The 21,785-nt window shown below is 64.5% G+C and carries 17 protein-coding genes; 2 read left to right on the top strand and 15 right to left on the bottom strand.

The features are described from left to right. Window positions 1-18: 18 nt before the first annotated feature. From hpnE to IVB01_RS07995, 4 genes are all read right to left on the bottom strand, one after another. Complete coding sequence (gene hpnE, locus IVB01_RS08010; RefSeq protein WP_247278902.1) at window positions 19-1,275, bottom strand: hydroxysqualene dehydroxylase HpnE; 1,257 nt, start codon at window positions 1,273-1,275, stop codon at window positions 19-21. Beyond that, window positions 1,275-2,114 (bottom strand): presqualene diphosphate synthase HpnD, encoded by an 840-nt coding sequence (gene hpnD, locus IVB01_RS08005; RefSeq protein WP_247278903.1) that lies wholly within the window; start codon window positions 2,112-2,114, stop codon window positions 1,275-1,277. The genes hpnE and hpnD overlap by 1 nt, the downstream gene beginning before the upstream one ends. Next, window positions 2,104-2,988: a squalene synthase HpnC gene (gene hpnC, locus IVB01_RS08000; RefSeq protein ID WP_247278904.1), complete on the bottom strand. Its 885-nt coding sequence runs from the start codon at window positions 2,986-2,988 to the stop codon at window positions 2,104-2,106. Before hpnC ends, hpnD begins: the two co-directional genes overlap by 11 nt. A gap of 179 nt (window positions 2,989-3,167) precedes the next feature. Further along, window positions 3,168-3,401, bottom strand: a complete 234-nt coding sequence (locus IVB01_RS07995; RefSeq protein WP_166817451.1) for a hypothetical protein — start codon at window positions 3,399-3,401, stop codon at window positions 3,168-3,170. Between the two features lie 448 nt (window positions 3,402-3,849). Here IVB01_RS07995 and IVB01_RS07990 point away from each other — a divergent pair, with 448 nt between their 5' ends. Next, the gene (locus IVB01_RS07990) at window positions 3,850-4,347 is read left to right on the top strand and encodes a hypothetical protein (RefSeq protein ID WP_247278905.1); all 498 of its coding nucleotides are present in this window, start codon (window positions 3,850-3,852) and stop codon (window positions 4,345-4,347) included. A 119-nt stretch (window positions 4,348-4,466) separates the two neighbouring features. On the opposite strand, the gene IVB01_RS07985 is transcribed toward IVB01_RS07990, so the two are convergent. The 4 genes from IVB01_RS07985 to IVB01_RS07970 all read right to left on the bottom strand — a co-directional run bounded on the left by IVB01_RS07985 (window position 4,467) and on the right by IVB01_RS07970 (window position 10,945). Continuing rightward, window positions 4,467-6,830 (bottom strand): MMPL family transporter, encoded by a 2,364-nt coding sequence (locus IVB01_RS07985; protein WP_247278906.1) that lies wholly within the window; start codon window positions 6,828-6,830, stop codon window positions 4,467-4,469. A gap of 206 nt (window positions 6,831-7,036) precedes the next feature. After that, entirely contained in the window at window positions 7,037-7,822 is a 786-nt protein-coding gene (gene eutC / locus IVB01_RS07980; protein WP_247278907.1) for an ethanolamine ammonia-lyase subunit EutC, read from the bottom strand. 6 nt (window positions 7,823-7,828) lie between these two features. After that, window positions 7,829-9,415, bottom strand: a complete 1,587-nt coding sequence (locus IVB01_RS07975) for a B12-binding domain-containing radical SAM protein (RefSeq protein ID WP_247278908.1) — start codon at window positions 9,413-9,415, stop codon at window positions 7,829-7,831. A 147-nt stretch (window positions 9,416-9,562) separates the two neighbouring features. Beyond that, complete coding sequence (locus tag IVB01_RS07970; protein ID WP_247278909.1) at window positions 9,563-10,945, bottom strand: ethanolamine ammonia-lyase subunit EutB; 1,383 nt, start codon at window positions 10,943-10,945, stop codon at window positions 9,563-9,565. Between the two features lie 318 nt (window positions 10,946-11,263). Here IVB01_RS07970 and IVB01_RS07965 point away from each other — a divergent pair, with 318 nt between their 5' ends. After that, window positions 11,264-13,003 carry a methyl-accepting chemotaxis protein gene (locus IVB01_RS07965; RefSeq protein WP_247278910.1) on the top strand — a complete coding sequence of 580 codons (1,740 nt, stop codon included), beginning with the start codon at window positions 11,264-11,266 and terminating at the stop codon, window positions 13,001-13,003. A 258-nt stretch (window positions 13,004-13,261) separates the two neighbouring features. Here the strand turns inward: IVB01_RS07965 and IVB01_RS07960 are convergent, their stop codons facing one another. The 7 genes from IVB01_RS07960 to IVB01_RS07930 all read right to left on the bottom strand — a co-directional run bounded on the left by IVB01_RS07960 (window position 13,262) and on the right by IVB01_RS07930 (window position 21,777). Beyond that, window positions 13,262-14,692 (bottom strand): hypothetical protein, encoded by a 1,431-nt coding sequence (locus IVB01_RS07960; RefSeq protein WP_247278911.1) that lies wholly within the window; start codon window positions 14,690-14,692, stop codon window positions 13,262-13,264. A 311-nt stretch (window positions 14,693-15,003) separates the two neighbouring features. Next, window positions 15,004-16,221 (bottom strand): acyl-CoA dehydrogenase family protein, encoded by a 1,218-nt coding sequence (locus IVB01_RS07955; RefSeq protein ID WP_247278912.1) that lies wholly within the window; start codon window positions 16,219-16,221, stop codon window positions 15,004-15,006. 29 nt (window positions 16,222-16,250) lie between these two features. Next, window positions 16,251-17,462 (bottom strand): ABC transporter substrate-binding protein, encoded by a 1,212-nt coding sequence (locus tag IVB01_RS07950; protein WP_247278913.1) that lies wholly within the window; start codon window positions 17,460-17,462, stop codon window positions 16,251-16,253. 169 nt (window positions 17,463-17,631) lie between these two features. Further along, window positions 17,632-19,155, bottom strand: coding sequence for an FAD-dependent oxidoreductase (locus IVB01_RS07945; protein ID WP_247278914.1), 1,524 nt, complete (start codon window positions 19,153-19,155; stop codon window positions 17,632-17,634). A gap of 27 nt (window positions 19,156-19,182) precedes the next feature. Beyond that, a complete protein-coding gene (folE, locus tag IVB01_RS07940; RefSeq protein WP_247278915.1) occupies window positions 19,183-19,809 on the bottom strand; it encodes a GTP cyclohydrolase I FolE in 627 nt (208 codons plus the stop codon). 137 nt (window positions 19,810-19,946) lie between these two features. Beyond that, the gene (locus IVB01_RS07935) at window positions 19,947-20,837 is read right to left on the bottom strand and encodes an alpha/beta hydrolase (RefSeq protein ID WP_247278916.1); all 891 of its coding nucleotides are present in this window, start codon (window positions 20,835-20,837) and stop codon (window positions 19,947-19,949) included. A gap of 112 nt (window positions 20,838-20,949) precedes the next feature. Next, window positions 20,950-21,777, bottom strand: coding sequence for an HD domain-containing protein (locus tag IVB01_RS07930; RefSeq protein WP_247278917.1), 828 nt, complete (start codon window positions 21,775-21,777; stop codon window positions 20,950-20,952). Window positions 21,778-21,785: the final 8 nt, after the last annotated feature.

The following is a 21,785-nucleotide window of genomic DNA, read 5'->3' as shown; positions in this document are numbered from 1 at the left end:
GACCGGGACATTTGCCCGTCAGGGCCGCTGTGCGGCGAGAATCAGATCGGCGGCGCGATCGCCCGACCGGACCGATCCCTCGATGGTTGCCGGCAATCCCGTAGCAGTCCAATCCCCAGCAAGGAACAGGTTTTTCAGCGCAGTGACCGGCGCCGGACGCAGGGCATTCTGCGCTGGCGTCGCGGCAAACGTGGCGCGGCGCTCACGCACGATCTGCCACGGAGGCAACTCACCGGACACGCCGCCGGCCTTGCAGACGTCGTTCCAGATCGCCTGCGCGAGTTCCTCGCGCGGCATGTCGACCAGGCGGTCGCCATTGCTGATGGTGACGGAAAGTCGGTTCGGGAACGCGAACAGCCACTCCACAACGCCGCCGATCACGCCGAGGATCGGCGCAGAGCCCGGCGGCGGTTCGAAGCGGAAATGCGCGTTCACGATGGCGCGGAATTCGGTGGGCGTCTTCAGGCCGGGCAGCAGGCTGGCGGCGGCGCGGGGTGGCACCGCCATTACGATGACGTCCCCCTCACTGAGCTCGATCACGTCCTCGCCGCCGAAATTCAGCGCGGCGACCTTGCCGTCATTGGTGTAAAACGAACGCAGCTCATGGCCGAGCTGAACCGTGTGGCCGCGCTCAGCCAAGAATTTCACAGCAGGCTCGATCAGGACGGCGCTGAGGCCGTCGCGCGCGATCAGGGGACGGCAGGCCTGCCCCCCCGCGAGCAGCGTCTCGCGCACGATCGCGCCGGCGAGCCCGGCCGAGCCCTCGGGCGGATCGACATTGAGCGCCGCCAGCAGCAACGGCTGCACCAGACGCTGATAGAGGATGCCCTCGCAAGGAATGGACTTGCCGACCAGTGTCTCCTCCGACGCCCAGATCAGCGGCGCCAGCTTGAGATAATCGCTCAGCCCGGTATCGGGCACCCGGCGGCTCTCGTCGAGGACCCAGGTCGGCAGCCGGCCATCGCCGAGATCGATCTGCCAGCGTTGCCCGGTCTTGATGTCGACGAAGGGAAACTGCGCGCGCTCGGGGCCGACAAGGCCGGCCTCGGTGCCGATCGCGCGCGCATAGGCACGCGCATGGCTGTTGCCCGACAGCAGCAGATGATTGCCATTATCGATGGTGAGATTGGTGGCGCCGTCGAAATAGGACCGGCAGCGGCCGCCGGCCTGGTGCGTTGCCTCGTGCACGGCGACCTTGAAGCCGGCATTGGCGAGCCGCACGGCGGCGGAGAGGCCGGAAATCCCGGCGCCGATGATATGAACTGTCTTTTGCATCAGATGAAAGCGTAACGGAGCAGGATCAGGATGCGTGTGATCTTCGACACACGCACCGGCGCGCGCGGCGCGTCGAAGCCGCGCGCCATCAGGAGGTCCAGAATGGAATGATAGTATTTCGACATGATCCGCGGCGCGCGCACCGCGCGGCGCTTGTTGCGGTTCATGATCTCGTCCGACTTCTCGAAATGCGATTTCGCGCGCTGCGCCAGCGGCAGACAGACTTTCGGCAGCGCGCGCTCGGCGATGACGCGGTTGGGATCGGTGGCGGTGATGCCGGCATGCAGCAGCGCCTCGCGCGGCAGATAGAGCCGGCCGAGGCCAGCGTCCTCATCGATGTCGCGCAGGATGTTGGTGAGCTGAAGCGCGCGGCCGAGATGATGGGCAAGCAGGATACCGTCTTCTTCAGGCAGGCCGAACACCCGCACCGACAGGCGCCCCACGGCGCTGGCGACACGATCGCAGTAGAGATCGAGGGTCGCCATATCGGGCGCGCGGATGTCCTGCGGCACGTCCATCTCCATGCCGTCGACGATGGCAAGGAAGTCCTCGCGCTTCAGCCCGAAGGTCTTCACCGAGGCGACGTAGTCCTTCAGGCGCGGCGGCGGATTGCCCTGATAGAGCGCATCGATGTCGTTGCGCCACTGCTGAAGCGCGGCAAGCCGCTCCGCGCGCGGGCCGTCAGAATCGGCGATGTCGTCGACCTGGCGGCAGAAGCTGTAGATCTGGAACATCGCTTCGCGCTGATCATGCGGCAGGATGCGCATCGCGGCGTAGAAAGAGCTGCCGGATGCGGTCGAACCATAATTGGCGCCGGGCGAGGTCGCCTCAAGCGTCATGTGCAGTCCCCGGTCTGGAAATGGCCCTGCGTCCGATCGCGCGACGGCCGACTTCGCCAATCATCCCGGCGAGACTGAAGGCGAGCAGCTCGAGCTTGTTCAGATGCACGCGCTGGCGCAGGGGATCGCGCACCTTGAGCAGGCGCACGATGCGGTCGGCATAGGCCTGGATCACCGAAATGTCGACGCCCAGGCGGAAGTCCCTCACCTGCGCGCTGAGCGACTTGCTCTCGTTCAGCAGCGCTTCGTTACGCACGGCGAGCGCCTGAAGGCAGGCCAGCATCGCCGGCGGCGACTGCGTCAGCCCGAGCTGCTCGACGGAGGCGCCGCTCGCGGCCAGCGCATCGCGCGGCAGATAGACGCGGTTGAGTTCGCGAAAATCCTTGCCGCAATCCTGGAGGTGGTTGTTGATCTGGAGCGCCGCGCAGAGCGCATCCGAGGCAGCCCAGGTCGAGGTGCTCTCACCATGAACGTCGAGCATGAAGCGGCCGACCGGCATCGCCGAATAGCGGCAATAGTGGATGACCTCGTCCCAATTCTCGTAGCGCAGCTTGGTGACGTCCATGCGGAAGGCGATGAGCACGTCGAGCGCATGGCGCGGCGCCATGCCGCGCTCGGCCAGTGCACGGCGCAGGGTGACCGATTCGGCCTGGGTGTCGCCCCTGCCGAGCAGTTCCGCCTCGAGCAGGTCGAGATAAGCGAGCTTTTCGTCGGGCGGCAGCGTCGAATGGTCGGCGATGTCGTCGGCGGTGCGGACGAAATTGTAATACGCCAGAATCAGCGCGCGATGACGCGGATGAATGATCCAGGACGCGACGGGAAAATTCTCGTCGCGGTCACTCTTGCCGGATCGCAATTCGCTCGCAGAGGTCATCGAGGGCTGGTTTACAATCGGTTGGACAGGAAGGGCTTTTTCGCTCGCGCGGGCTCATGCCGGCGGCCCCCATATAGGGGAATACGGGCGCAAAACCAATCCTGTCTCTCGATGGCTGCCCCTTGCGGATCGCGCCGACAAAGGCGGCCCAGGCCGCCCTTGTCGGCCAGCGGCCGAGCTTACTGGTTGTGGTTCTTCAGGACCTGGTCGCAGGCCTGCGAGATCTTGGCCCGGTTCTCCTTGAGGCAGGCCAGGACGGTGAAATCGCCCTGGTCGATGACCGGACGGCAGAACTTCTGCACGTCGCGTGTGCAGGCCTTCTGCTCAGCGTCCGTGCCACGCCCTTGCTGGGCGAACGCCGCCGTCGAAAGAGAGGCCGACAGCAGGGTGAGAGCGACGAGAAGCTTACGCATTGTATTCCTTCATTCTGACGGCAGAATCGCACCGATCACGGGCTGCACAGGGCGGATGTCCGGCGCGGATTCTTCTGATGGCAAGTTGCCGCGGGAGTAGCGGGCTCAGAGAAGGCACAAGCACTGGCAAATGCGGCCAAATTGGCGCCACTTCCACCAAATCAGGTCTTCCCTGCGCCTTCATTGGCAGATGTAAGAGGCTGATACTACGAGATAATTCTGGAACATCGCGTTTTGGCTGGGATCTGTTGCAGAGCTGCATCTCTCCGCCTCGCTGTTTCGGTCAGAAACACACCGAAACACGGGGAATCGCGTTATTGCGCGTGGCACGAAGCACCATCTTCGGTGGTCACGCGTTGAACCTAGCACAGGCTCGGAACACTAAACTTTCGATGTGGCGAGACGTCCTTGTCTTGAATGGACGTCGTTCCAAAACGGGATATTTGAGATGACATTCTTTGGGCGATCTGGACAGGCAATCAAGGCGGTCGGCATCGGGGCTGCGCTGCTCTTCTCAGTGTCGGCAAGCCATGCTCAATCGTCCGGCCCATTTGCCGGTTTTGACGGCGCGTGGACCGGCACCGGCACGGTGTCGCTGTCCGACGGCTCCACCGAACGCATCCGCTGCAAGGCCGATTACAAGGTCGCCGGCAGCGGCCTCAACCTCAAGCAGGCGCTGCACTGCGCGTCCGACAGCTACAAGTTCGACCTCACGAGCGACGTGACGAGCCAGGGCGACCGCATCTCCGGCAATTGGAGCGAAGCCAGCCGCAACATCTTCGGCAACCTCCAGGGCACCGCCGGCGGCGGCCAGATCGACGTGTTCGTCGAGGCCAACGGTTTTGCCGCCAATCTGTCACTGCGCACCAACGGCACCAAGCAGACGGTGCAGATCTCTTCCAAGGGCGAAATCCGCGGCGTCAACATCACGATGACGAAGGGCTGACGTCCTTTCCGCTCACGAGCAACAAAGCCCCCGGCTCTCGCGAGCCGGGGGCTTTTTGTTGACATGGACATGCGTATGGCTGCTTGACGTCGAATACGAGACGGCCCGGGCCCTCCCGCTCAAATCGCCGGCTTGTCGCCCTGCAGCTTCGCGTGCAGATTGATCAGCCACATCGCCGTCGGCCGCAGGATGAAGAGGTCGGCGACGAGCGCCATCACCATCGAGAAGGCGCTGAGCCAGCCGAACAGCCGCAGCGACGGCAGGTCGGAGAACACGGTCACGACGAGGCCGCAGGCCAGCACCACCGTGGTCAGGATCAGCGCCGGGCCGACCAAGACGGTGGCGCGCTCCACCGCGAGCGCCGAGCCGACGCCCGGCTTGCTCTCGAGCCTCAGGCGGTTGAGGAAGTGGATGGTGGCGCTGAGGCCGAGGCCGAACGAGACGGTGAGCGCGACGACGCTGGCGAATTGCAGGCCCTCGCCCATCGCCCACAGCACCGTACCCGACATCACCACCGGGAAGATGCCAGGCAGGATGCAGGCCAACATCACGACCCAGGAGCGGAAGGCGAGGCCGATGAAGATCGCGACCAGCGCGAATTCGACGGTGAGGCCGCGGTTCAGCTTCTCGATCATGCTGGCCGAGTTGCGCGCCGCAATCGCAGCGAGGCCCGTCACCGCAATCTCGTAGCCGGGATGCTTCTTGCGGACGGCGTCGAGTTCGGAATCGAGCTTGTCGACGATCGGCAGCAGCTGGCTGGAATCCTTGTCCGGCACACGGCCGGCGACCACGACCGCGTCCTGCTCGGCGTCGATGAAGCGCCGCACCAGGTGCTCGGGGATGACGTTGACATATTCCTGCAGCGTCGCGACGTCGGCGCTGCCGGCCTTTTCCGCCAGCCAGCGGCGCAGGGTCTCGAGCGACCAGACGTTGCCGACACCGGCCGCCTTCTCCACGATCGCATGCACGTCGCCGATGGTCTGGAGCGTCTCCGGCGAATAGAGCGATTCGCCCTTGGGGAACGCGATCAGAACGTTGACCGGATTGGCACCGGTCAGCTTGGCGTCGAGCCGGTCGCTGGCGGCGACCGCCTGGCGCTTGTCCGGCACCTGATCGGCGAGCCGGTAGCGCGGCTCCAGATTGGCATAGATGACGCCGAGGCCGCCGACGAACAGCACCGCGATCAGGCTGAACAGGCCGGGACGGCCGACCATGCGCACCGCGATCCAATAGCAGAAATTGCGCAGCGCCTGGACGCCGGCATCGGCACCCTGGAACTTGACCGCAAAAACCTTCTCGTTGCGCACGAACAGCACGCCGAACACCGGCACCAGCGACAGCACCGCGACCAGCGCGATGATGGTGGCAGCAAGGCCCGCTTCGCCAAACTTGCGGATCAGGTCGGAGTCGGAGAATTGGAGCGCGATGAAGGAAATGCCGGCGGTGCCGTGCGTCAGCACGCAGGCCGGTCCCACCACCAGCACGGCGTTCTTGAACGCGGTGAACTTGTCCTGGCCTGCGATCAGCCGGTCGCGCGCGGCGAAGGTGAGCTGCATCGAGTCCGAGAAGCTGATGACCATGATGAGCGGCGTCATCACGTTCAGGAACATGTTAAGGTTGAAATTAGCCCAGCCGAGCGCACCGAGCGCCAGCAGGATCGCGATCATCGGCGGGAATGCCGCCGCGACCATAAACGAGATCTTGCGGAAGAAGATGATGGCGATGATACAGCCGGCGAGGATGCCGAGGATGTTGTAGGTGAGCCCGTCGCGTTCGACCGCGTTGCGGATCTCGAGCTGCATCACCGGCACGCCGGAGAGCTGCACGTTGAGCCCGGTGTCGCTAAGGTCCTCCTTCATCAGCGCGCGGATGTCGCCGACGGTCTTGGTCAGCTTATTGGAGCCGACCACCTCCGGATCGAGCGACAACACGATCAGGGCCAGCGTGCCGTCCTCCGACAACAGCTTGCCGCGGATGATCTCGTTGTTCTTGACGGTCTCGATGAACTTGTCATAGGCCGCGCCCTCGGGCAGCTCGGGCGGGAACAGCGCCGCCGGCAGCTTGCCCGGCGCCGGCGCCTGGCGCGCAGAGAACAGCGAGACCAGCCCGCGCGTGCCTTCGACCAATTGCAGGTCCGTGATGAAGTCCCGCAGCTTCTCCAGGTTGTTCCTCGCCAGCAGATCCTTGCCCTCAACCACGACGAGAACGTCGAACTCCTCGGCCGGGAACTTCTTGGTCACCTCTTCGTATTGGTGGAATTCGCGGGTGTCGGAGCGGAAGAGCTGCGACAGCGAATCGTCGATCTTGATCCGGTGAATGCCGAACACGGCGCCGACGATCAGCGCGAGCAGGACGATACAGGAAACGATCGGGGTCCGGACGGCGATCAGCCCGAGCCGTTCCAGCCCGAAGGCGATCGAGGACGTAGGTCCCTGCTCGACCTTGTCGACATGAACCTCATTCTCGCTGTGCTTTTCGAGCATGCCTTATCCAGTTCCTAAATCGGTTCGGTCTTGAGAGCTTATTACGCCCCGCGAACGGCTTGAAAACGCCATACCAATGGGAGGCTTGCCCTTTGAAAATGCGCGGAAAATCGCCGCGAGGGGTTTAGCAGGTCAATCACCCTTCTCGCAAGCCGGCGAAATGTGGCCGAATCGATCAAGATGCGGCGATTTTGCCGGAATGCTAGTCATTCCAGCAAAGCCGTGCCAATTCGACGCGGCGCGCGGTCCGCGCTCTCGTCCTTCAGCGCCACGCCGGTGGTCTTCCGGGCGAGCCCCTCACGGACCAGCCAGGCGACCTTGAAAGCAGCGTCGTCATAGCTCAACCCAGCGCGGTGGATGTTCGACACGCAATTGCGCTCAGCGTCGGTGCGGCCGGGTTTGGGCGCGAAGGTCAGATAGGCGCCGAGGCTGTCGGGCGCCGACAGGCCCGGCCGCTCTCCGATCAGCATCGCGACCATGTGCGCGCCGAGAATCGCGCCGATCTCGTCGCCGAGCGCGACGCGCGCGCCCGAGGCGACAATGACATGGCCGATCGCGACACCATCGCCGGCCGCGAGCAGCGGCAGCAGGCGCCTCAGCAGCGCCACCGCATGGCCGTGGACCGCTGCCGCCGACAGGCCCTCGCCGATCACGACCGCGAGCTGGCACGGCGCCGAGGCCCTTTGCGCCAGAAGCTCGGCTGAGCCGGCATCAAGCTGCCGTCCAAGGTCCGGCCGCCGCAGATAGTCCCTGCGGTCGACCGCCCGGCTCCTCACCTCGGTCACGACCAGGCCTAGCGCGCGGAGATCGGTGACCAGACGCGGCACCTCGAAGACGGCATGCACAGCATCGCGGGCGCGGGCATGGTCGAGCGTGAAATCGAGCAGCGCGCGCGTCGGCACGCTCGCGCCGCTGCGGCCCAGCGCAACGCGTGCGGGCGTGAACGTCCGCAGATCGAGCGTGGGACGGCGCGGCGGAGGCGGATCAGACATGTCGCATCATTCGGCGGGAATGGCGGCCTCGCGCAGGCGAATGGAATAGTTCGAGGCGTTCTGCTTGCCGCTGGAGGCCGCGCGCGCAAAGGTGATGAGGTGGTGCGCGGTCAGGGTGCAGCCGATCAGGCCTTCGATGTCGCCGCGCTTGATGCGTCCGAGCGCGAATTTCCAGAACACGCGCCTGTAGTCGCCGAGCACGCCGACCTTCCAGAAGATGTTGCGCAGCATGACGAGGGCGCGTCTGATATTGGGCCAGGTCTTCATCTCGTCCGGCACCGGCATCTTGAGGCGGTGCACGTAGACGTGGTCGCATTGATACTGGTAACGGGCGTAGACCTTCTCGGGCGCGTAAGCGACCGCCATGGTGTGTTTCCAGGATGCGACGACCTCGTCATAGGGCAACAGGAAATCGACATTGGAATCGCGACGGTCGTCGTCGACCAGGCGTCCCTCACGCTCCAGCCGGTCCCACAGCGGTGTCTTCGGCAGCGCCTGGAGCAGGTTGATGGTGAGCAGCGGAATCCGGGACTCCTCGACGAAAGCGAGCAGCGCCTCCGACGTGTTCGGCTTGTCGGTGTCGAGTCCCATGATGATGCCGGACACGACCTCCATGCCGTAGGAATTGATGGTGCGCACGCCCTCCAGGATCGGGACCATCATGTTGTGATCCTTGTGCATCGCCTTCAGTGCATCGGGGTCGGGCGTCTCGATGCCGCAGAAGATGGTGATGAAATAGGCCTCGCGCATCTTCTCGAGGATCTCGGGTCGCTTGGCGATGTTGAGCGTCGCCTCGCAGGCGAGCCGCACCACGTAGCCGGTCCGCTTCTGCCATTGGATCAGATGCGGCAGCAGGTCCATCGCCGCCTTGCGATTGCCGATGAAATTGTCGTCGACGAAATAGACGGTGTCGGTCATGCCGCATTCGCGCAGACGGTCGAGCTCGGCGATGATCTGCTCCGGCGTCTTGATCCGGGGATTGCGCCCGTAGAGGCCGGGGATATCGCAGAACTCGCACTGATAGGGACAGCCGCTGGAATACTGAATGCTGCCGAGGAAGTATTTCTTGACGTCGGCCAGTTCGTAGGCCGGGATCGGAAACTCCGTCATCGGCACGCGGTCCTTGGTCGTGAGCACGACCTGCTGCGCGGGCCGCGAGGTGTCGCGCGACAGGATGTCGATCAGCCGGTTGGTCGCGTCGCCGAGTTCGCCCACATGCAGATAGTCGAACGACGGATAGTAATCCGGGCAGGCGCTGACCGAGGGACCGCCGAGCGCGACCGGCAGATCGAATTCATGGGCGCGGCGGCAGATGTCGTTCATCTGCTGGCGCTGGATGTGCATGCCGCTGACGAAGACCGCCTCGGCCCATTCGAACTCCTCCTTCGACGTGCGGCGAAGGTTCTCGTCGACGAATTTGACCTGCCACTCTTTCGGAAGATAGGCGGAAATCAGCAGCAGCCCCTGCGGCGGCATGAAGGCGCGGACGCCGTCGGTCAGAGGATAGGAATGCTCGAACGTGCCGAACGACGAGGTGTAGCGCGGAAACACACAGAGAATCCGCCGGGACGTTCCGTTACTTTCAGCTCGCATCAAAGCTCCCCCGCCACGCTCGACCGAATGGTGCGGAAATTGCCAGCCAGTCACCTAGCGTAATGCTGTCGCCGGAATTTCTCAATATTGTGGCCGGCATTCAATTCGCGAGGGGCACCAATAGTTTCCCGGGCGTTTTCCGTGATCTTACGCGATCAGCCGCGAGGCAAAATCGGGCAGCAGGCCTGCATCTCCGGCAAGGCGGAAGTCGGCGCCGGCAATGCCTGATAACACCAGCCAGTCATCGAATTCCGGCGCGCGGCGCAGGGAAAAGACGTCACGGACATAAAGCGCGTCGTGAAAAGAGGTCGACTGGTAGTTCAGCATGACGTCGTCGGCACCGGGCACGCCCATGATGAAGGTGACGCCGGCGGCGGCGAGCAGCGTCAGCAGATTGTCCATGTCGTCCTGGTCCGCCTCGGCGTGGTTGGTGTAGCAGATGTCGACCCCAAGCGGCAGGCCGAGCAGCTTGCCGCAGAAATGATCCTCTAGCCCGGCCCGGATGATTTCCTTGCCGTCATAGAGATATTCCGGTCCGATGAAGCCGACCACGCTGTTGACCAGAAGCGGCGCAAAGGCGCGGGCGACCGCATAGGCGCGCGCCTCGCAGGTCTGCTGGTCGACGCCGTGATGGGCGCCCGCCGACAACGCCGAGCCCTGGCCAGTCTCGAAATACATCACGTTCTGCCCGACGGTGCCGCGCCGCTGAGACAACCCGGCCTCGTGGGCTTCCCTCAGAAGCGCGAGGTCGACGCCAAAGCTGCGGTTGGCGGCTTCGGTGCCGGCGACCGACTGGAAGACGAGATCGACCGGCACGCCCTGCCCGATCAGCGACAGCGTCGTCGTGACATGGGTGAGCACGCAGCCCTGGGTCGGGATCTTCAGCCGCGCGATGATCTCGTCGAGCAGCCGCAGCAATTGGGCGACGACGGCCGGATCGTCACTCGCCGGGTTGATGCCGATGCAGGCATCGCCGGCCCCGAGCAGGATGCCGTCGAGGATCGAGGCGGTGATGCCCCTGGCATCGTCGAACGGATGGTTCGGCTGCAGCCGCGTGCTCATCCGCCCCTTCAGGCCGATGGTGTTGCGGAAGGCGGTGGTGACCTCACACTTCCGCGCCGCCAGGATCAGATCCTGGTTGCGCATCAGTTTCGAGACCGCGGCCGCCATTTCCGGCGTGAGGCCGGGCGCGAGCATTTTCAATGCCTCGGGCGTGGCGGCGTCCGATAGCAGCCAGTCGCGGAAAGCGCCGACCGTCAGCGAGGCCACCGGCGCAAAGGCCTTTGCGTCGTGGCTGTCGACGACGAGTCGGGTGACCTCGTCGGCCTCATAGGGGATGACGGCTTCCTGGAGGAACTGTCCGAGGGGGAGATCGGCGAGCGCCATCCGCGCCGCGATCGTCTGCTCGGCGCTGGCGGCGGCGATCCCGGCCAGCCGGTCGCCGGAGCGCGGCGGCGTCGCCTTGGCGAGAAGGTCGCGCAGGTCCGGGAACGTGTAGGTCGTCGCGTCGATGGTGTGGCGGTAGACCAAGGGCCTCTCCAGGGTCGTCGGCCAGTGGCCGAGTCCAAATTCAATCTCGAAGGCGATCCCGACGGTAGGAATACGCTTTCGGCGGCCGGCGTGCACGCCGATGTTTGGAGCGTCCCGCCGGATTCCCGGGGGCGACCTGCCCGAGATCGACTGAGCTTTCCCAACCAGCTGAAACATTTCGTGTTTCCGCCCGGCCGGCGCGCTCTTCCGGGCCTGCGGCGTTAACGCCGCATCCATCTTCGTTCTGCATAGTTTTGCATCAAATTCAAACGACCGCGCCACCGGCCGCTCCAGGCCATCACGGGCCTCTTGAACACCATGCCATCAGACCGATCTGGGAATGCCGCTGGCCTCGCCGGCCGTTTCACGCTTGCCACCAAGCTCTACGCGATTTTCGCGCTGTTTGCGCTGCTCACGGCAGCGATCGCGATGCTGTCCGACTACAACAGCCGCCGCAGCGCCGACCTGACCAGCGCGATCGAGACGGCGAACGCGGCCGCGCTGAACGTCGAGCGGGTCAACTCGCTGGTCTATGCGGTCGTGATGGAATCGCGCGGCGTCTACATGTCGACCGAGCCCGCCGTGGTGAAGAAATACGGCGAGGGCCTGCTCAAGTTCAACGCGCAGATCCTCGACGTCGTGAAGCGCTGGGAGACTATCGTCAAGGCCGACGACGCCGAGCAGTTTTCCACCTTCAAGAAGCGCATCGAACAGTTCGTCGAGTTCCGCAAGGAGCTGGTGCGCCGCGGCATTGAGATCAATGCGGCCGCGGGCCGCGAATGGGGCGACAACGACGCCAATCGCAGCGTGCGCTCGGCGCTGAACAAGGACCTCGAAGCGCTCTCCAAGGTGTATGCCGAACGCGGCAGGCAAATCGTCCAGCAGACCGAGACCAATCGCACGCTGTCTTTCGTCCTGACCTGCCTCGGCGGCATCGCGCTGGCCCTGGTCGTGATCGGTATCGTCATCATCGCCCGCTCGATCGCACGGCCTCTCTCGGCCATCACGGCGACCATCAAGCAGGTCGCCGACGGGACCGAGAACGTCGTGGTGCCCTATAGCAACCGAGCCGACGAGATCGGCGCGCTGGCACGCGCGATCGAGGTCTTCCAGGAGGCAATGGACCGCAACCGCAATCTCGCCTCGCAGGTCTCGCACGACTCCGCCGCGCGCGAGGAGCGCGCCCGCCATATCGAAAAATCCGTCGAGGCGTTTCGCGAGGCGATTGGCGCCATCATGCGCGGCCTCAGCGACAACGCCTCCACCATGCGCGAGACGGCGCAGACCATCACGCGCGTCACTGCGGATGCGAATAGTCGCGCCGGCACGGCGGCGAACGCCACCGAGCAGGCCTCGCAGAACGTCACGGCGGTGGCGAGCGCCGCCGAGGAACTGTCGGCCTCGGTGGAAGAGATCGGTCGCCAGGTGCGGCAATCCGCCGGCGCGGTCGAGCAGACCGGCCAGCGCACCGAGAAGTCGATCTCCGAGATCGAGAGCCTTGCCGCGGCCACCCAACGTATCGACGGCGTTCTCAACCTGATCCAGGCGATCGCCGAGCAGACCAACCTGCTCGCGCTCAACGCCACCATCGAGGCGGCCCGCGCCGGCGATGCCGGCCGCGGCTTTGCCGTCGTCGCCCATGAGGTGAAGGCGCTCGCGGGCCAGACCGCCAAGGCCACCGCCGAGATCGGCGAGAACGTCTCGATGATCCAGGCCTCCACGCGCAATGCGGTCGAGGCCGTCCGCGAGATCGGCGGCGCGGTGCGCGAGATCAACGAGGTCACCTCGGCGATCGCCGGCGCCATCGACCAGCAGGACGCCGCCACGCGCGAGATTTCCTCCAACGCGCAATCGGCCGCGCAGGGCAACGAGACCCTGGTCGCCAACATCACCTCGCTGCGCGACGCGATCGGCGAGACCGACACGGCGGCGGCATCCGTGCTGACGGCGGCGAGCAGCCTGACGGAGACGGCGGACACGCTGTCGCGCGAGGTGGAGAAATTCTTCCAGAACCTGCGTTCGGGCGCGGCGGACGGCCGCACCGCCAAGGCGGGGTGAGCGAACGGCAAGGCCCATCCTCGAAAAAAGTCGAAAAACAACCCCATGCACAGTAGGCGGGGGCAGCTATATCAATGACTTGACGGTCGGCGCCAACGACTGCGGATTTCACGAAGCCGTTTGACACGTCGGGCAAAACAGGGGCATGATGTCACCATCGCAATGGCGCGCCCTCCAGCGTTCTCCCTGCAGCCCCGGCTGCGCCGCAAGCCTTTATCTGCCGTTCGGTCGGTGCACATCGAACGAGAGAGCGGCTTATCATTCCAGGCTTGATCGATCGACGAAGATGCGAACGCGGCCGACGTCCTCGATTTCGCGATAGCGACTTAGCTCCAGCTTGAGTTCAGCGTCTGAATTGGCCCAGGCCAACCAATCGAACTCGAACGTGCTCAGCAGATAAGTATCCACGAGAATGACATTTGGCCGACCGTTTCGCAGGTCCGCCAGCAAATGCCGTCGTTCGAAATTGATGATGCTGTCCAATCGTGCCCGCTCCTCCGGAGTCGGTTGCGAGCTGTTCTCGCGCAGTATTGCGCCGGCCGCCAAAAGCTGCGCACACGAGCTGCCCACCCAAGTGCCGCCGATCTGACGGACGAGGGGGTGCCCCAGTCCGATGTGGTCGGTGATCGTAATCAGCCGCGGCTGCTTCACGAGGGCCTGGACACGCTCCTTCAGCGGCGGAAACCCTGGGGCCGGTGAGGACAAATACAGCCCGATGGCCACAACGGTTGCGAGGCCACCGATCACAATCGGCGCTCGCACTGCCCTCGCGCAGGCCTGTAGCAGCGGCGCCGCAATCGCAAACAGACAAAGCGCGAAAGCCGTATATGGCCAGCCCTTGCCCTGAAGAAGGAAACCCGCGGCTCCGCCGACCGCGGCGGCCAGCCAAGGGATCGCCTCGCTCTGCATTTTGAGAGTTTGGCGGCCAAGCAGGCGCAGGAAGCCGATGGAAGCGCCTATCACCGCGATTGGAATGGGGAGCAGGCGACCAAATTCCCTTCTGATCGGCAGATACGCCTCGGCGACCATCGGGGCATAGGTGGAGAGATAGGCGGGGAAGACGGCTATCACCACCGCCGCGTAGCCGATGACGACAGCAGCAGCCGTGCACGCTTCCGAGGTGAACAAGGACCTGAAAGAACGCTGGCGGAGCGCGCCCAGGATGATCGGGAGGCCTGCCACCAGAGCAAAGAATGGCTTGATACTCATGGCGAGCCCCGCCCCCGCTCCGGCGACGATCGCCACCCATCCAGAATCGAGCCCGCGCCAGCGCAGTGCGGCGACGGCGACAAACGGGATCAACGCGATCACCGCGATGTGTTCACGTTGTCCAAAGATGGCACCCGGAAGAATTGCGAGCAGAAGCGCAAACGACCAGGTTGAAATACTTCTCTCCCGGGCTCCCAGCCTTGCGGCTGCGGCCGCTCGGTCCATCAACAGAAGCGCGCCGGCGATCTCGGCAATCACCAAGACGATCACGACGAATTCGGGTGCAACACCGGTCACGCGCGCGAGCATCACCGTCGGCATGTACATGTAGACCGACAGAGGCGGGTTGGACTCAAAGAGGTCGATGCCGAGCTTCCGGCCATCCAGGATCTTTTCGTTTGCAGTCAGAAGCCAGCCCAGATCCGCGTGGAGGACGAGGGGGATTTGAATGACCAGGGCCGCCAGGAGGATCGCAGCCACGACAATCCAACGTCGTCTTGCGCTGAATTGGTCATCTAACAGACCCACGGCGTACCTTCTCCTGCAGAGCAGCCCGTGGCAGCCTAGGCGGACATCCGCATCGATCGGGCACCCGCGTGTTTAGCCCACACGCCCTAAAAGAGGGTAACAGTGAAGGCACTTCGCCCTGCCGCAGAGATCTCGCTTCCGGTGGCCATCACGGTCTTTTTCGGGCGAGAGCTATCAAGCCCTGGAGACGTGGGCCCGGTGCGCCTGCATTCGACATGGGCAGCCTGGCTATCCGACTGACCGAGAGCAGGAGCGCAATAGCCCTAGCCCGCCGTCACCCCGCCGCGCCTGATCAGCTCCTTCCCCACCGCCGCAAGATGCACCTGGTCCGGCCCGTCGCCGATGCGGATGAAGCGGGCGTAGACGTAAGCACGCGCAAGGAACGTGTCCTGCGAGACGCCGGCAGCCCCGTGGATCTGGATGGCGCGATCGATGACGCGGGCGGCCATGCTGGGCACCACGATCTTGGCGGCGGCGATCAGGTCGCGCGCGGCCTTGTTGCCGTCGCGGTCCATCTTATCGGCGGCTTGCAGCGTGAGCAGCCGCGCCTGCGCAATCTCGCAGAAGGAGTGCGCGATGTCCTCGCGCACCGAGCCCTGCTCCGCCAGCGGCTTGCCGAAGGCAAGACGGGAAGTCGCTCGCCGGCACATCAGTTCCAGCGCGCGCTGAGCACAGCCGATCAGCCGCATGCAATGGTGGATGCGGCCGGGCCCGAGCCGCCCCTGCGCGATCTCGAAACCGCGGCCCTCGCCGAGCAGGATGTTCTCAGCGGGCACACGGACGTTGTCGTAGACGATCTCGGGATGGCCGACCGGCGCGTCGTCATAGCCGTAGGTCAGCATATCGCGGACGATGCGCACGCCAGGCGTCGCCTTGGGCACCAGGATCATGGATTGCTGGCGGTGGCGGTCGGGATGATCGGGCGCGGTCTTGCCCATCACGATCAGGATCTCGCAATCCTCGTTCATGGCGCCTGACGTGAACCATTTGCGGCCATTGATGACGTAATCGTCGCCGTCGCGGCGGATCTCGCACTGGATATTGGTGGCATCGCTGGAGGCGACCTGCGGCTCCGTCATCGAGAAGCCGGAGCGGATGCGCCCTTCCAGCAGCGGCTTCAGCCAGCGCTCCTGCTGCGCGGGCGTGCCGTAGTTCGCCAGCACCTCCATGTTGCCGACATCAGGGGCCGAGCAGTTGAAGACCTCGGGCGCCCAGAGGATGCGGCCCATGATCTCCTTCACGGGCGCGTAGTCGAGGTTGCTGAGGCCCGGTCCGTGCTCGCCGGAGAGAAACAGGTTCCAGAGCCCGTGCTCCCGCGCCAGCTTCTTCAGGTCCTGAAGCACCTGCGGCGTCTTGTAGCGCGCGGCCTCCGGCTTGACCTGCTCGTAATAGAGCTCCTCGACGGGCTCGACATGCGTCCGCATGAATTGGCGGACGCGGTCCTGGAGCTCGAGCGAACGGGCGGAGTGTTGAAAATCCATCGTATCCTCCCGTTCGCTCGGCCGGCGCGTCAGGTACCGCGCAGCAGCTCGCTCGCCACGACCCAGTCGTTGCCGTCGAACTGGAGCATGTAGCCGTCTTTGATCGGGCGGAAATCCTGCGGGGTGGTGTTGAGGGTGATGCCGGGCATCAGCAGCGACAGCGGCACGTTCTTCAGGTTCGACGCCTGCGCCATGATGTTCTCGCGCGTCAGATTGTCCTTGCACTGCTTGAGCAGGACCACCAGCGCCTCGGCCACGGTGTAGCCGTAGAGGCCGGCGACGTTGTTGATGTCTGCATTGGGCAGGCGCTTCTTCATGAAATCGATATAGGCCGTCATCGCCGGATCGTTCTTGGGCTCGGCGACGAACGGCTTGAGCGCGCCGAGCGACAGCACGCCCTTGCCGGCATCGAGGCCGGCCGGCACCATCACGGTCGCCTTGTTGGCGCAGCCGGAGGCGAGGAAGCGCGTCGGCTGCCAGCCGACCTCATGCGCCTTGCGGATCGCCTGCGCGCAGGCGCGCGGCGTCACCGAATAGATCATGAAGACGTCGGCCTTGGTATTGGCGAGCGTCAGCACCTGGGAATCGACTGTGGGGTCGGCAACCTCGAAGCTCGAGGCCATCGCGATCGCCTTGTCGGCGTCGGCACCGAGCGCTTCCTTGACGCCGCGCAGATATTCCTTCCCAGCGTCGTCGTTCTGATAGAGCACCGCAAAGCGCGCATTCGGATTCTTGGCACGGGCATAGGCGACGTCGATCGCCGCTTCGCTGGTGTAGTTCGGCGCCCATGGCAGCGCCATTGACCAGGGCATGTTGGCGGGATCGTTCCATTTCGAGGCCGAACTGATCAGGAACAGCTGCGGCACCTTGTTGCTGTTCAGGTACTTTGCGATCGCCGAGCTCGGCGCGGTGCCCATGGTGGCGAAGATGAAGGCGACGCCATCGCCTTCGACCAGCCGCCGCGCCGCTTCCATGGTCTTGGGCGGGGAGAAGGCGTCGTCCAGGGAAATCAGATTGAGCTTGCGGCCATTGACCCCGCCCTTCTCGTTGACCTCATCGAAATAGGCCGCGATCACCCTGCCGGTGATGCTGAGCGGCGAGGCCGGGCCGCTATAGGGCATGGTATTGCCGATCTTGATCTCGGTGTCGGTGACGCCCGGACCGTAGGATTTTTGCGCGGCGACGGGCGTGAACAGACAGGCGGAAGCCAGCGCTGCGGCCAGGACCAAGGCGGATTTCATGGTTTCTCCCCGGTGATCATCTCCGCGCGAAGCGAACGCGCTGCGTGCTGTTTTTTGTCAGCACATCAGATCAGCGGAGTTGCGCCAGACGGTCTTGCGTCGAGTTGCTGATGGAGCGCCTCCAGCGCCTGTAACGTGAGGAGTTGAGGGTCAAACCCGATGCTTGGCTTCAGGTGCGCGACCGCTCCATCCCGAGCTCGGCCTTGAGATTGTCGAGATCACGGTAAATCGAAGCAACCGCGAGCACGCGGGCGCCCTTGCGGTACTTCAGCAGGCAGTCCTTGCCCGGGATGCTGCCGTCGATCACTATATCGTCAAAGCTCTCGGCGTGGCCGACATAGTTGATCGGCACATCGTAATGCTGGGACCAGAAGAACGGCACCGCGTCGAAGCGCTCGCGCTTGCCGAGCATGTTGCGCGCTGCGGTCTGGCCCTGGCGCTCGGCAACGACCCAATGCTCGACGCGGATGTTCTGGCCTGAGTGCGGATCGGGCCAGCGCGCGATGTCGCCGACGGCGAAGATGCCGGATGCGCTGGTCTCCAGATATTCGTTCACGCTCACGCCGCGATCGGCGGCAAGACCCGCCTGCTCGGCGAGCGCGAGACGCGGCTTGACGCCGATGCCGACCACGACGAGATCGGCCTCGATGACGCCGCCGCTCTTCAGCGTGGCGCGTGCGCCCTCGAGCTTCTCCACGGTGTCCTCGAGGTGGAAGATCACACCGTTTTCTTCGTGCAGTGCGCGAACGAAGTCGCCCATCTCCGAGCCGAGCACGCGCTGCATCGGCCGTTGCTCGGGCGCGACCACATGCACCTCGATCTTCCGCGCCCGCAAGGAAGCTGCGACTTCGAGGCCGATAAAACTGGCGCCGATCACCAGGGCGCGCTTGGCGGTCCCTGCGGCCGTGATGATGGCGCGGCTATCGGCAACCGAGCGCAAGGTGTGGACGCGCGGCTGGTCCGCGCCCGGGATCTGCAACTTGACCGGCTCGGCCCCGGTCGCCAGCAGCAGCTTGTCGAACGGCAGTCTGTCGCCATTGCCCAGCGTGACGTTGCGCGCCTGCGGATCAATGGCGGAGACGTTCGTGTTGAGCCTGAGATCGATGCCCGCGTCGTGATAATAATCCTCGGCCCGCAGCGGCAGCCAATCCTCTGGCGCGTTGCCGGCGAGGTAATCCTTTGAGAGGTTGGGCCGGTCGACCGGCATCGCGCCGTCATTGCTGAGCATGGTGATGGCACCGGCAAAGCCCTCGCGCCGGAGCGTGTCGGCCGCGGCGAAGCCAGCCGCGCCGCCGCCGATGATCACGAATTTCTCCGGCGTCGACGCGCTGCGATGCGCTGCCGACGGCTTCGGTGCGTCGCGCTTGCGCTGGACGACGATGTTGTCCCGATCGCGCGTGACCTCCCACACCGCCAGCGCGTTCAGCGCCGGCGGGCGGGTGGCTTCGCCTGTGCGCAGGGAGAAGCAGGCGTGATGCCAGGGACAGCGGATGGTGTCGCCGACCACCAGACCATCGGCGAGCGGGCCGTGGTAGTGGCTGCAGGCCGGCTCGATCGCAAAAATCTCGCTGCCGGCCTGCACCAGCAGGACGTCTTCCTCGCCGACGTGGCCGAGCAATTTGCCGTCCTCGAACGCGGTCAGTGATACGCCCCTGGCCAGATCGGGTCCGCTCGGCTTATTGTCCTCGGTCATGGCGTCATCTCCTTGAGCAAGCGCGGATCAATCGTCCGAATTGGCCAGCCCCAACAGCTCCTGACGTGTCAGCGCATTGTCGCGGAACACGCCCAGCATGCGGCTGGTGACGAGATCGGTCCCGGGCTTGTGCGCACCGCGCGTGGTCATGCAGTGATGCGTCGCCTTGATGATGACGCCGACGCCTTCGGGCTTCAGCACGTCGTTGATGGTATTGGCGATCTGCGCGGTCATCTTCTCCTGGATCTGGAGGCGTTTCGCATAGATGTCCACCACGCGCGCCAGCTTTGAGATGCCGACCACGCGCCCTTGCGGAATATAGGCAACCCAGGCGCGGCCGACGATCGGCGCCATGTGGTGCTCGCAATGGCTTTCGAAGCGGACGCCGCGCAGGACGATCATCTCGTCATAGCCCTCGATTTCCTCGAAGGTCTTTTGCAGGATTTCGGTTGGATCCAGCGCATAGCCGGAAAAATATTCTTCGAAGGCACGCGCAACCCGATCCGGTGTATCGCGCAGGCCGTCGCGCGCGGGATCATCGCCCGCCCAGCGGATCATGGTCCGGACCGCTTGCTCGACCTCCGCCCGATCAGGCCGTTCGGTTGGCCTCTGCGCAACCGCGACACGTTCCAGCTTGCGCACTTGTGACTTCATCTAGATCCTCCCCTTGCGACGAGCCGCAACACAGAGGCGGCCCCACAGCTTGGACGGCTGCAATCGGAAAAGGTTCCCAGAATCAGGAAAAATCGGAAGCATGACAGACAAGCCAGCCGCGAGACTAGAAACGGGCTCTATGCGGCCGCTTTCCGGACGTCGAGCACGGCCCTCGCCCATTCGACCGGCCGCTCCTGCGGCAAATTATGACCCGCATTCGTGAAGACGCGCCGCTCGAACAACCCCTCGAACTTGCGCGCGTGATGGGCGGTGCCAGGATTGACGCCGTCGCTGTCGCCGTCGATTGCGATGGTCGGGACGCGGATCGGCGGCTGCGCGGCGAGCTTGGCCTCGATCGCGGCATAGGCGGGGTCGCCGTCAACAAGCGCATAGCGGTGGCGGTAGGAATGGATCACGACATCGACAAAATCAGGATTGTCGAAGGATAGCGCGCTTTTCTCGAACGTCGCCTCGTCGAACGTCCATTTCGGCGACCACATCGACCAGAGCTGACGCGCAAAGCCGCGCCGGTTGCGCTCCAGCGCGCGGCGGCCGCGCTCGTTGTGGAAGAGATATTGATACCAGAGCGCGGCCTCTTCGGCCGGCGAGGCCGGCTCCATCGCGCGGGCGATGTTCTGGATGTTGTAGGAATTGCCGGAGACGAGGGCGATCACGCGCTCCGGATAGAGCGCCGAAACCACGCAGGCGGCGCGTCCGCCCCAGTCATAGCCGCCGACGACCGCGCGCTTGATGCCGAGGGCGTCCATGAAGGCCAGGAGATCCACGCCAAGCGCCGCCTGTTCGCCGGAGCGCAGCGTCCCGGCAGCACGAAACCGCGTCGGCCCGTAGCCGCGCAGCCAGGGCACCAGCACCCGCGCGCCGGCCCGTGCAATGATCGGTGCGGCCTCGGCGTAGGCGTTCACATCGTAGGGAAAGCCGTGGCCCATGATGCAGGGCCAGCCGTCGATCGGGCCATAGTCGAGATAGGCGATCTCGAGGATGTCGGTGGCGATCGTTTTGTGTTGCATGATTTTTTCGCCAAGCTGTTCGCTATCATAGTCCGGACCAGCGAAGCGACATCCGGGATGAGGCATGCTGAACCCGGATATCGCTGCGCTCATCCGAGCTTCGAGCTCGATCTCATTTCTGCGGACCGGACAGCGAGATGTCGCGTTCGGCGCGGAACACGTTGCTGTAAAGATTGGCGATCCACTGCCGGCCGATCTCGGTCTTGTTGAGATAGCCGATCTCGGTCTGGATGTGCGGCGCGACGCTGTTCCAGTAGAACTGTGGGTAGCGGTTGACGATGTCGGCGGGCGAGTCGTAGCCGAGCTGGCGGTTGATGCCGACCTCCTCGAACTCGTAATAGAGCGCGTTGGCCTTGCGCAGATAGTTGGGATCGCCGAGCTGGCCGATGAAATCGGCGGCGCGCAGGATCGAGGCGTCCTTGTCATAGTCCTGGCCCTCGCGGGCAGGAAACCGCGTGCCCTCGATGGCGCGCGCGACACGCTCAGAGTCGAGGCCGCGGATCGGCGGCAGCCGCCGCCGCACAAAGAGTTTGGAGCGATCAACGTGATACATCATCAGACTGGCATCCGACGCGCCCCGCGGCAGCGACACCTTGGTTCCCGCCTCGTCGATGATGAAACCGTCTTCGTCATCCTCAGGAAACAGGCCGCGAACATAGCCGATATCGTGCGCAAGGCAGGCGATCAGGATATGGAGGTAGTCCTCCGCGGCAAGATGCGCATGGAGATTACGTCCCATGAGGATCGCCTGGGCGGCCAGAGTCACCAGCATCGTATGCTCGATGTTGTGATACAGCGCGTCGCTGTTGCCGATGCATTCCATCGCGGTGCGCGTCGAGCCTTCCAGCATCCTGGCAGAGGTCTCGTCGTACCGGCGACGCATGAACGAGCCCAGCATCTTCTCGAGGGTCTCGGCCGCCAGTCTCGGTAACGTCATCATGGATGCAG

The organism is Bradyrhizobium sp. 164 (assembly GCF_023073715.1).
GTDB lineage: Bacteria > Pseudomonadota > Alphaproteobacteria > Rhizobiales > Xanthobacteraceae > Bradyrhizobium.
This window is presented reverse-complemented; position numbering and strand designations above follow the sequence as displayed.

What these genes read in the sequence shown, in the direction of transcription:
- hpnE (WP_247278902.1), bottom strand. Translation starts at nt 1,275, where the DNA reads ATGCAAAAGACAGTTCATATCATCGGCGCCGGGATTTCCGGCCTCTCC.
- hpnD (WP_247278903.1), bottom strand. Translation starts at nt 2,114, where the DNA reads ATGACGCTTGAGGCGACCTCGCCCGGCGCCAATTATGGTTCGACCGCA.
- hpnC (WP_247278904.1), bottom strand. Translation starts at nt 2,988, where the DNA reads ATGACCTCTGCGAGCGAATTGCGATCCGGCAAGAGTGACCGCGACGAG.
- IVB01_RS07995 (WP_166817451.1), bottom strand. Translation starts at nt 3,401, where the DNA reads ATGCGTAAGCTTCTCGTCGCTCTCACCCTGCTGTCGGCCTCTCTTTCG.
- IVB01_RS07990 (WP_247278905.1), top strand. Translation starts at nt 3,850, where the DNA reads ATGACATTCTTTGGGCGATCTGGACAGGCAATCAAGGCGGTCGGCATC.
- IVB01_RS07985 (WP_247278906.1), bottom strand. Translation starts at nt 6,830, where the DNA reads ATGCTCGAAAAGCACAGCGAGAATGAGGTTCATGTCGACAAGGTCGAG.
- eutC (WP_247278907.1), bottom strand. Translation starts at nt 7,822, where the DNA reads ATGTCTGATCCGCCTCCGCCGCGCCGTCCCACGCTCGATCTGCGGACG.
- IVB01_RS07975 (WP_247278908.1), bottom strand. Translation starts at nt 9,415, where the DNA reads ATGCGAGCTGAAAGTAACGGAACGTCCCGGCGGATTCTCTGTGTGTTT.
- IVB01_RS07965 (WP_247278910.1), top strand. Translation starts at nt 11,264, where the DNA reads ATGCCATCAGACCGATCTGGGAATGCCGCTGGCCTCGCCGGCCGTTTC.
- IVB01_RS07955 (WP_247278912.1), bottom strand. Translation starts at nt 16,221, where the DNA reads ATGGATTTTCAACACTCCGCCCGTTCGCTCGAGCTCCAGGACCGCGTC.
- IVB01_RS07950 (WP_247278913.1), bottom strand. Translation starts at nt 17,462, where the DNA reads ATGAAATCCGCCTTGGTCCTGGCCGCAGCGCTGGCTTCCGCCTGTCTG.
- IVB01_RS07945 (WP_247278914.1), bottom strand. Translation starts at nt 19,155, where the DNA reads ATGACCGAGGACAATAAGCCGAGCGGACCCGATCTGGCCAGGGGCGTA.
- folE (WP_247278915.1), bottom strand. Translation starts at nt 19,809, where the DNA reads ATGAAGTCACAAGTGCGCAAGCTGGAACGTGTCGCGGTTGCGCAGAGG.
- IVB01_RS07935 (WP_247278916.1), bottom strand. Translation starts at nt 20,837, where the DNA reads ATGCAACACAAAACGATCGCCACCGACATCCTCGAGATCGCCTATCTC.
- IVB01_RS07930 (WP_247278917.1), bottom strand. Translation starts at nt 21,777, where the DNA reads ATGATGACGTTACCGAGACTGGCGGCCGAGACCCTCGAGAAGATGCTG.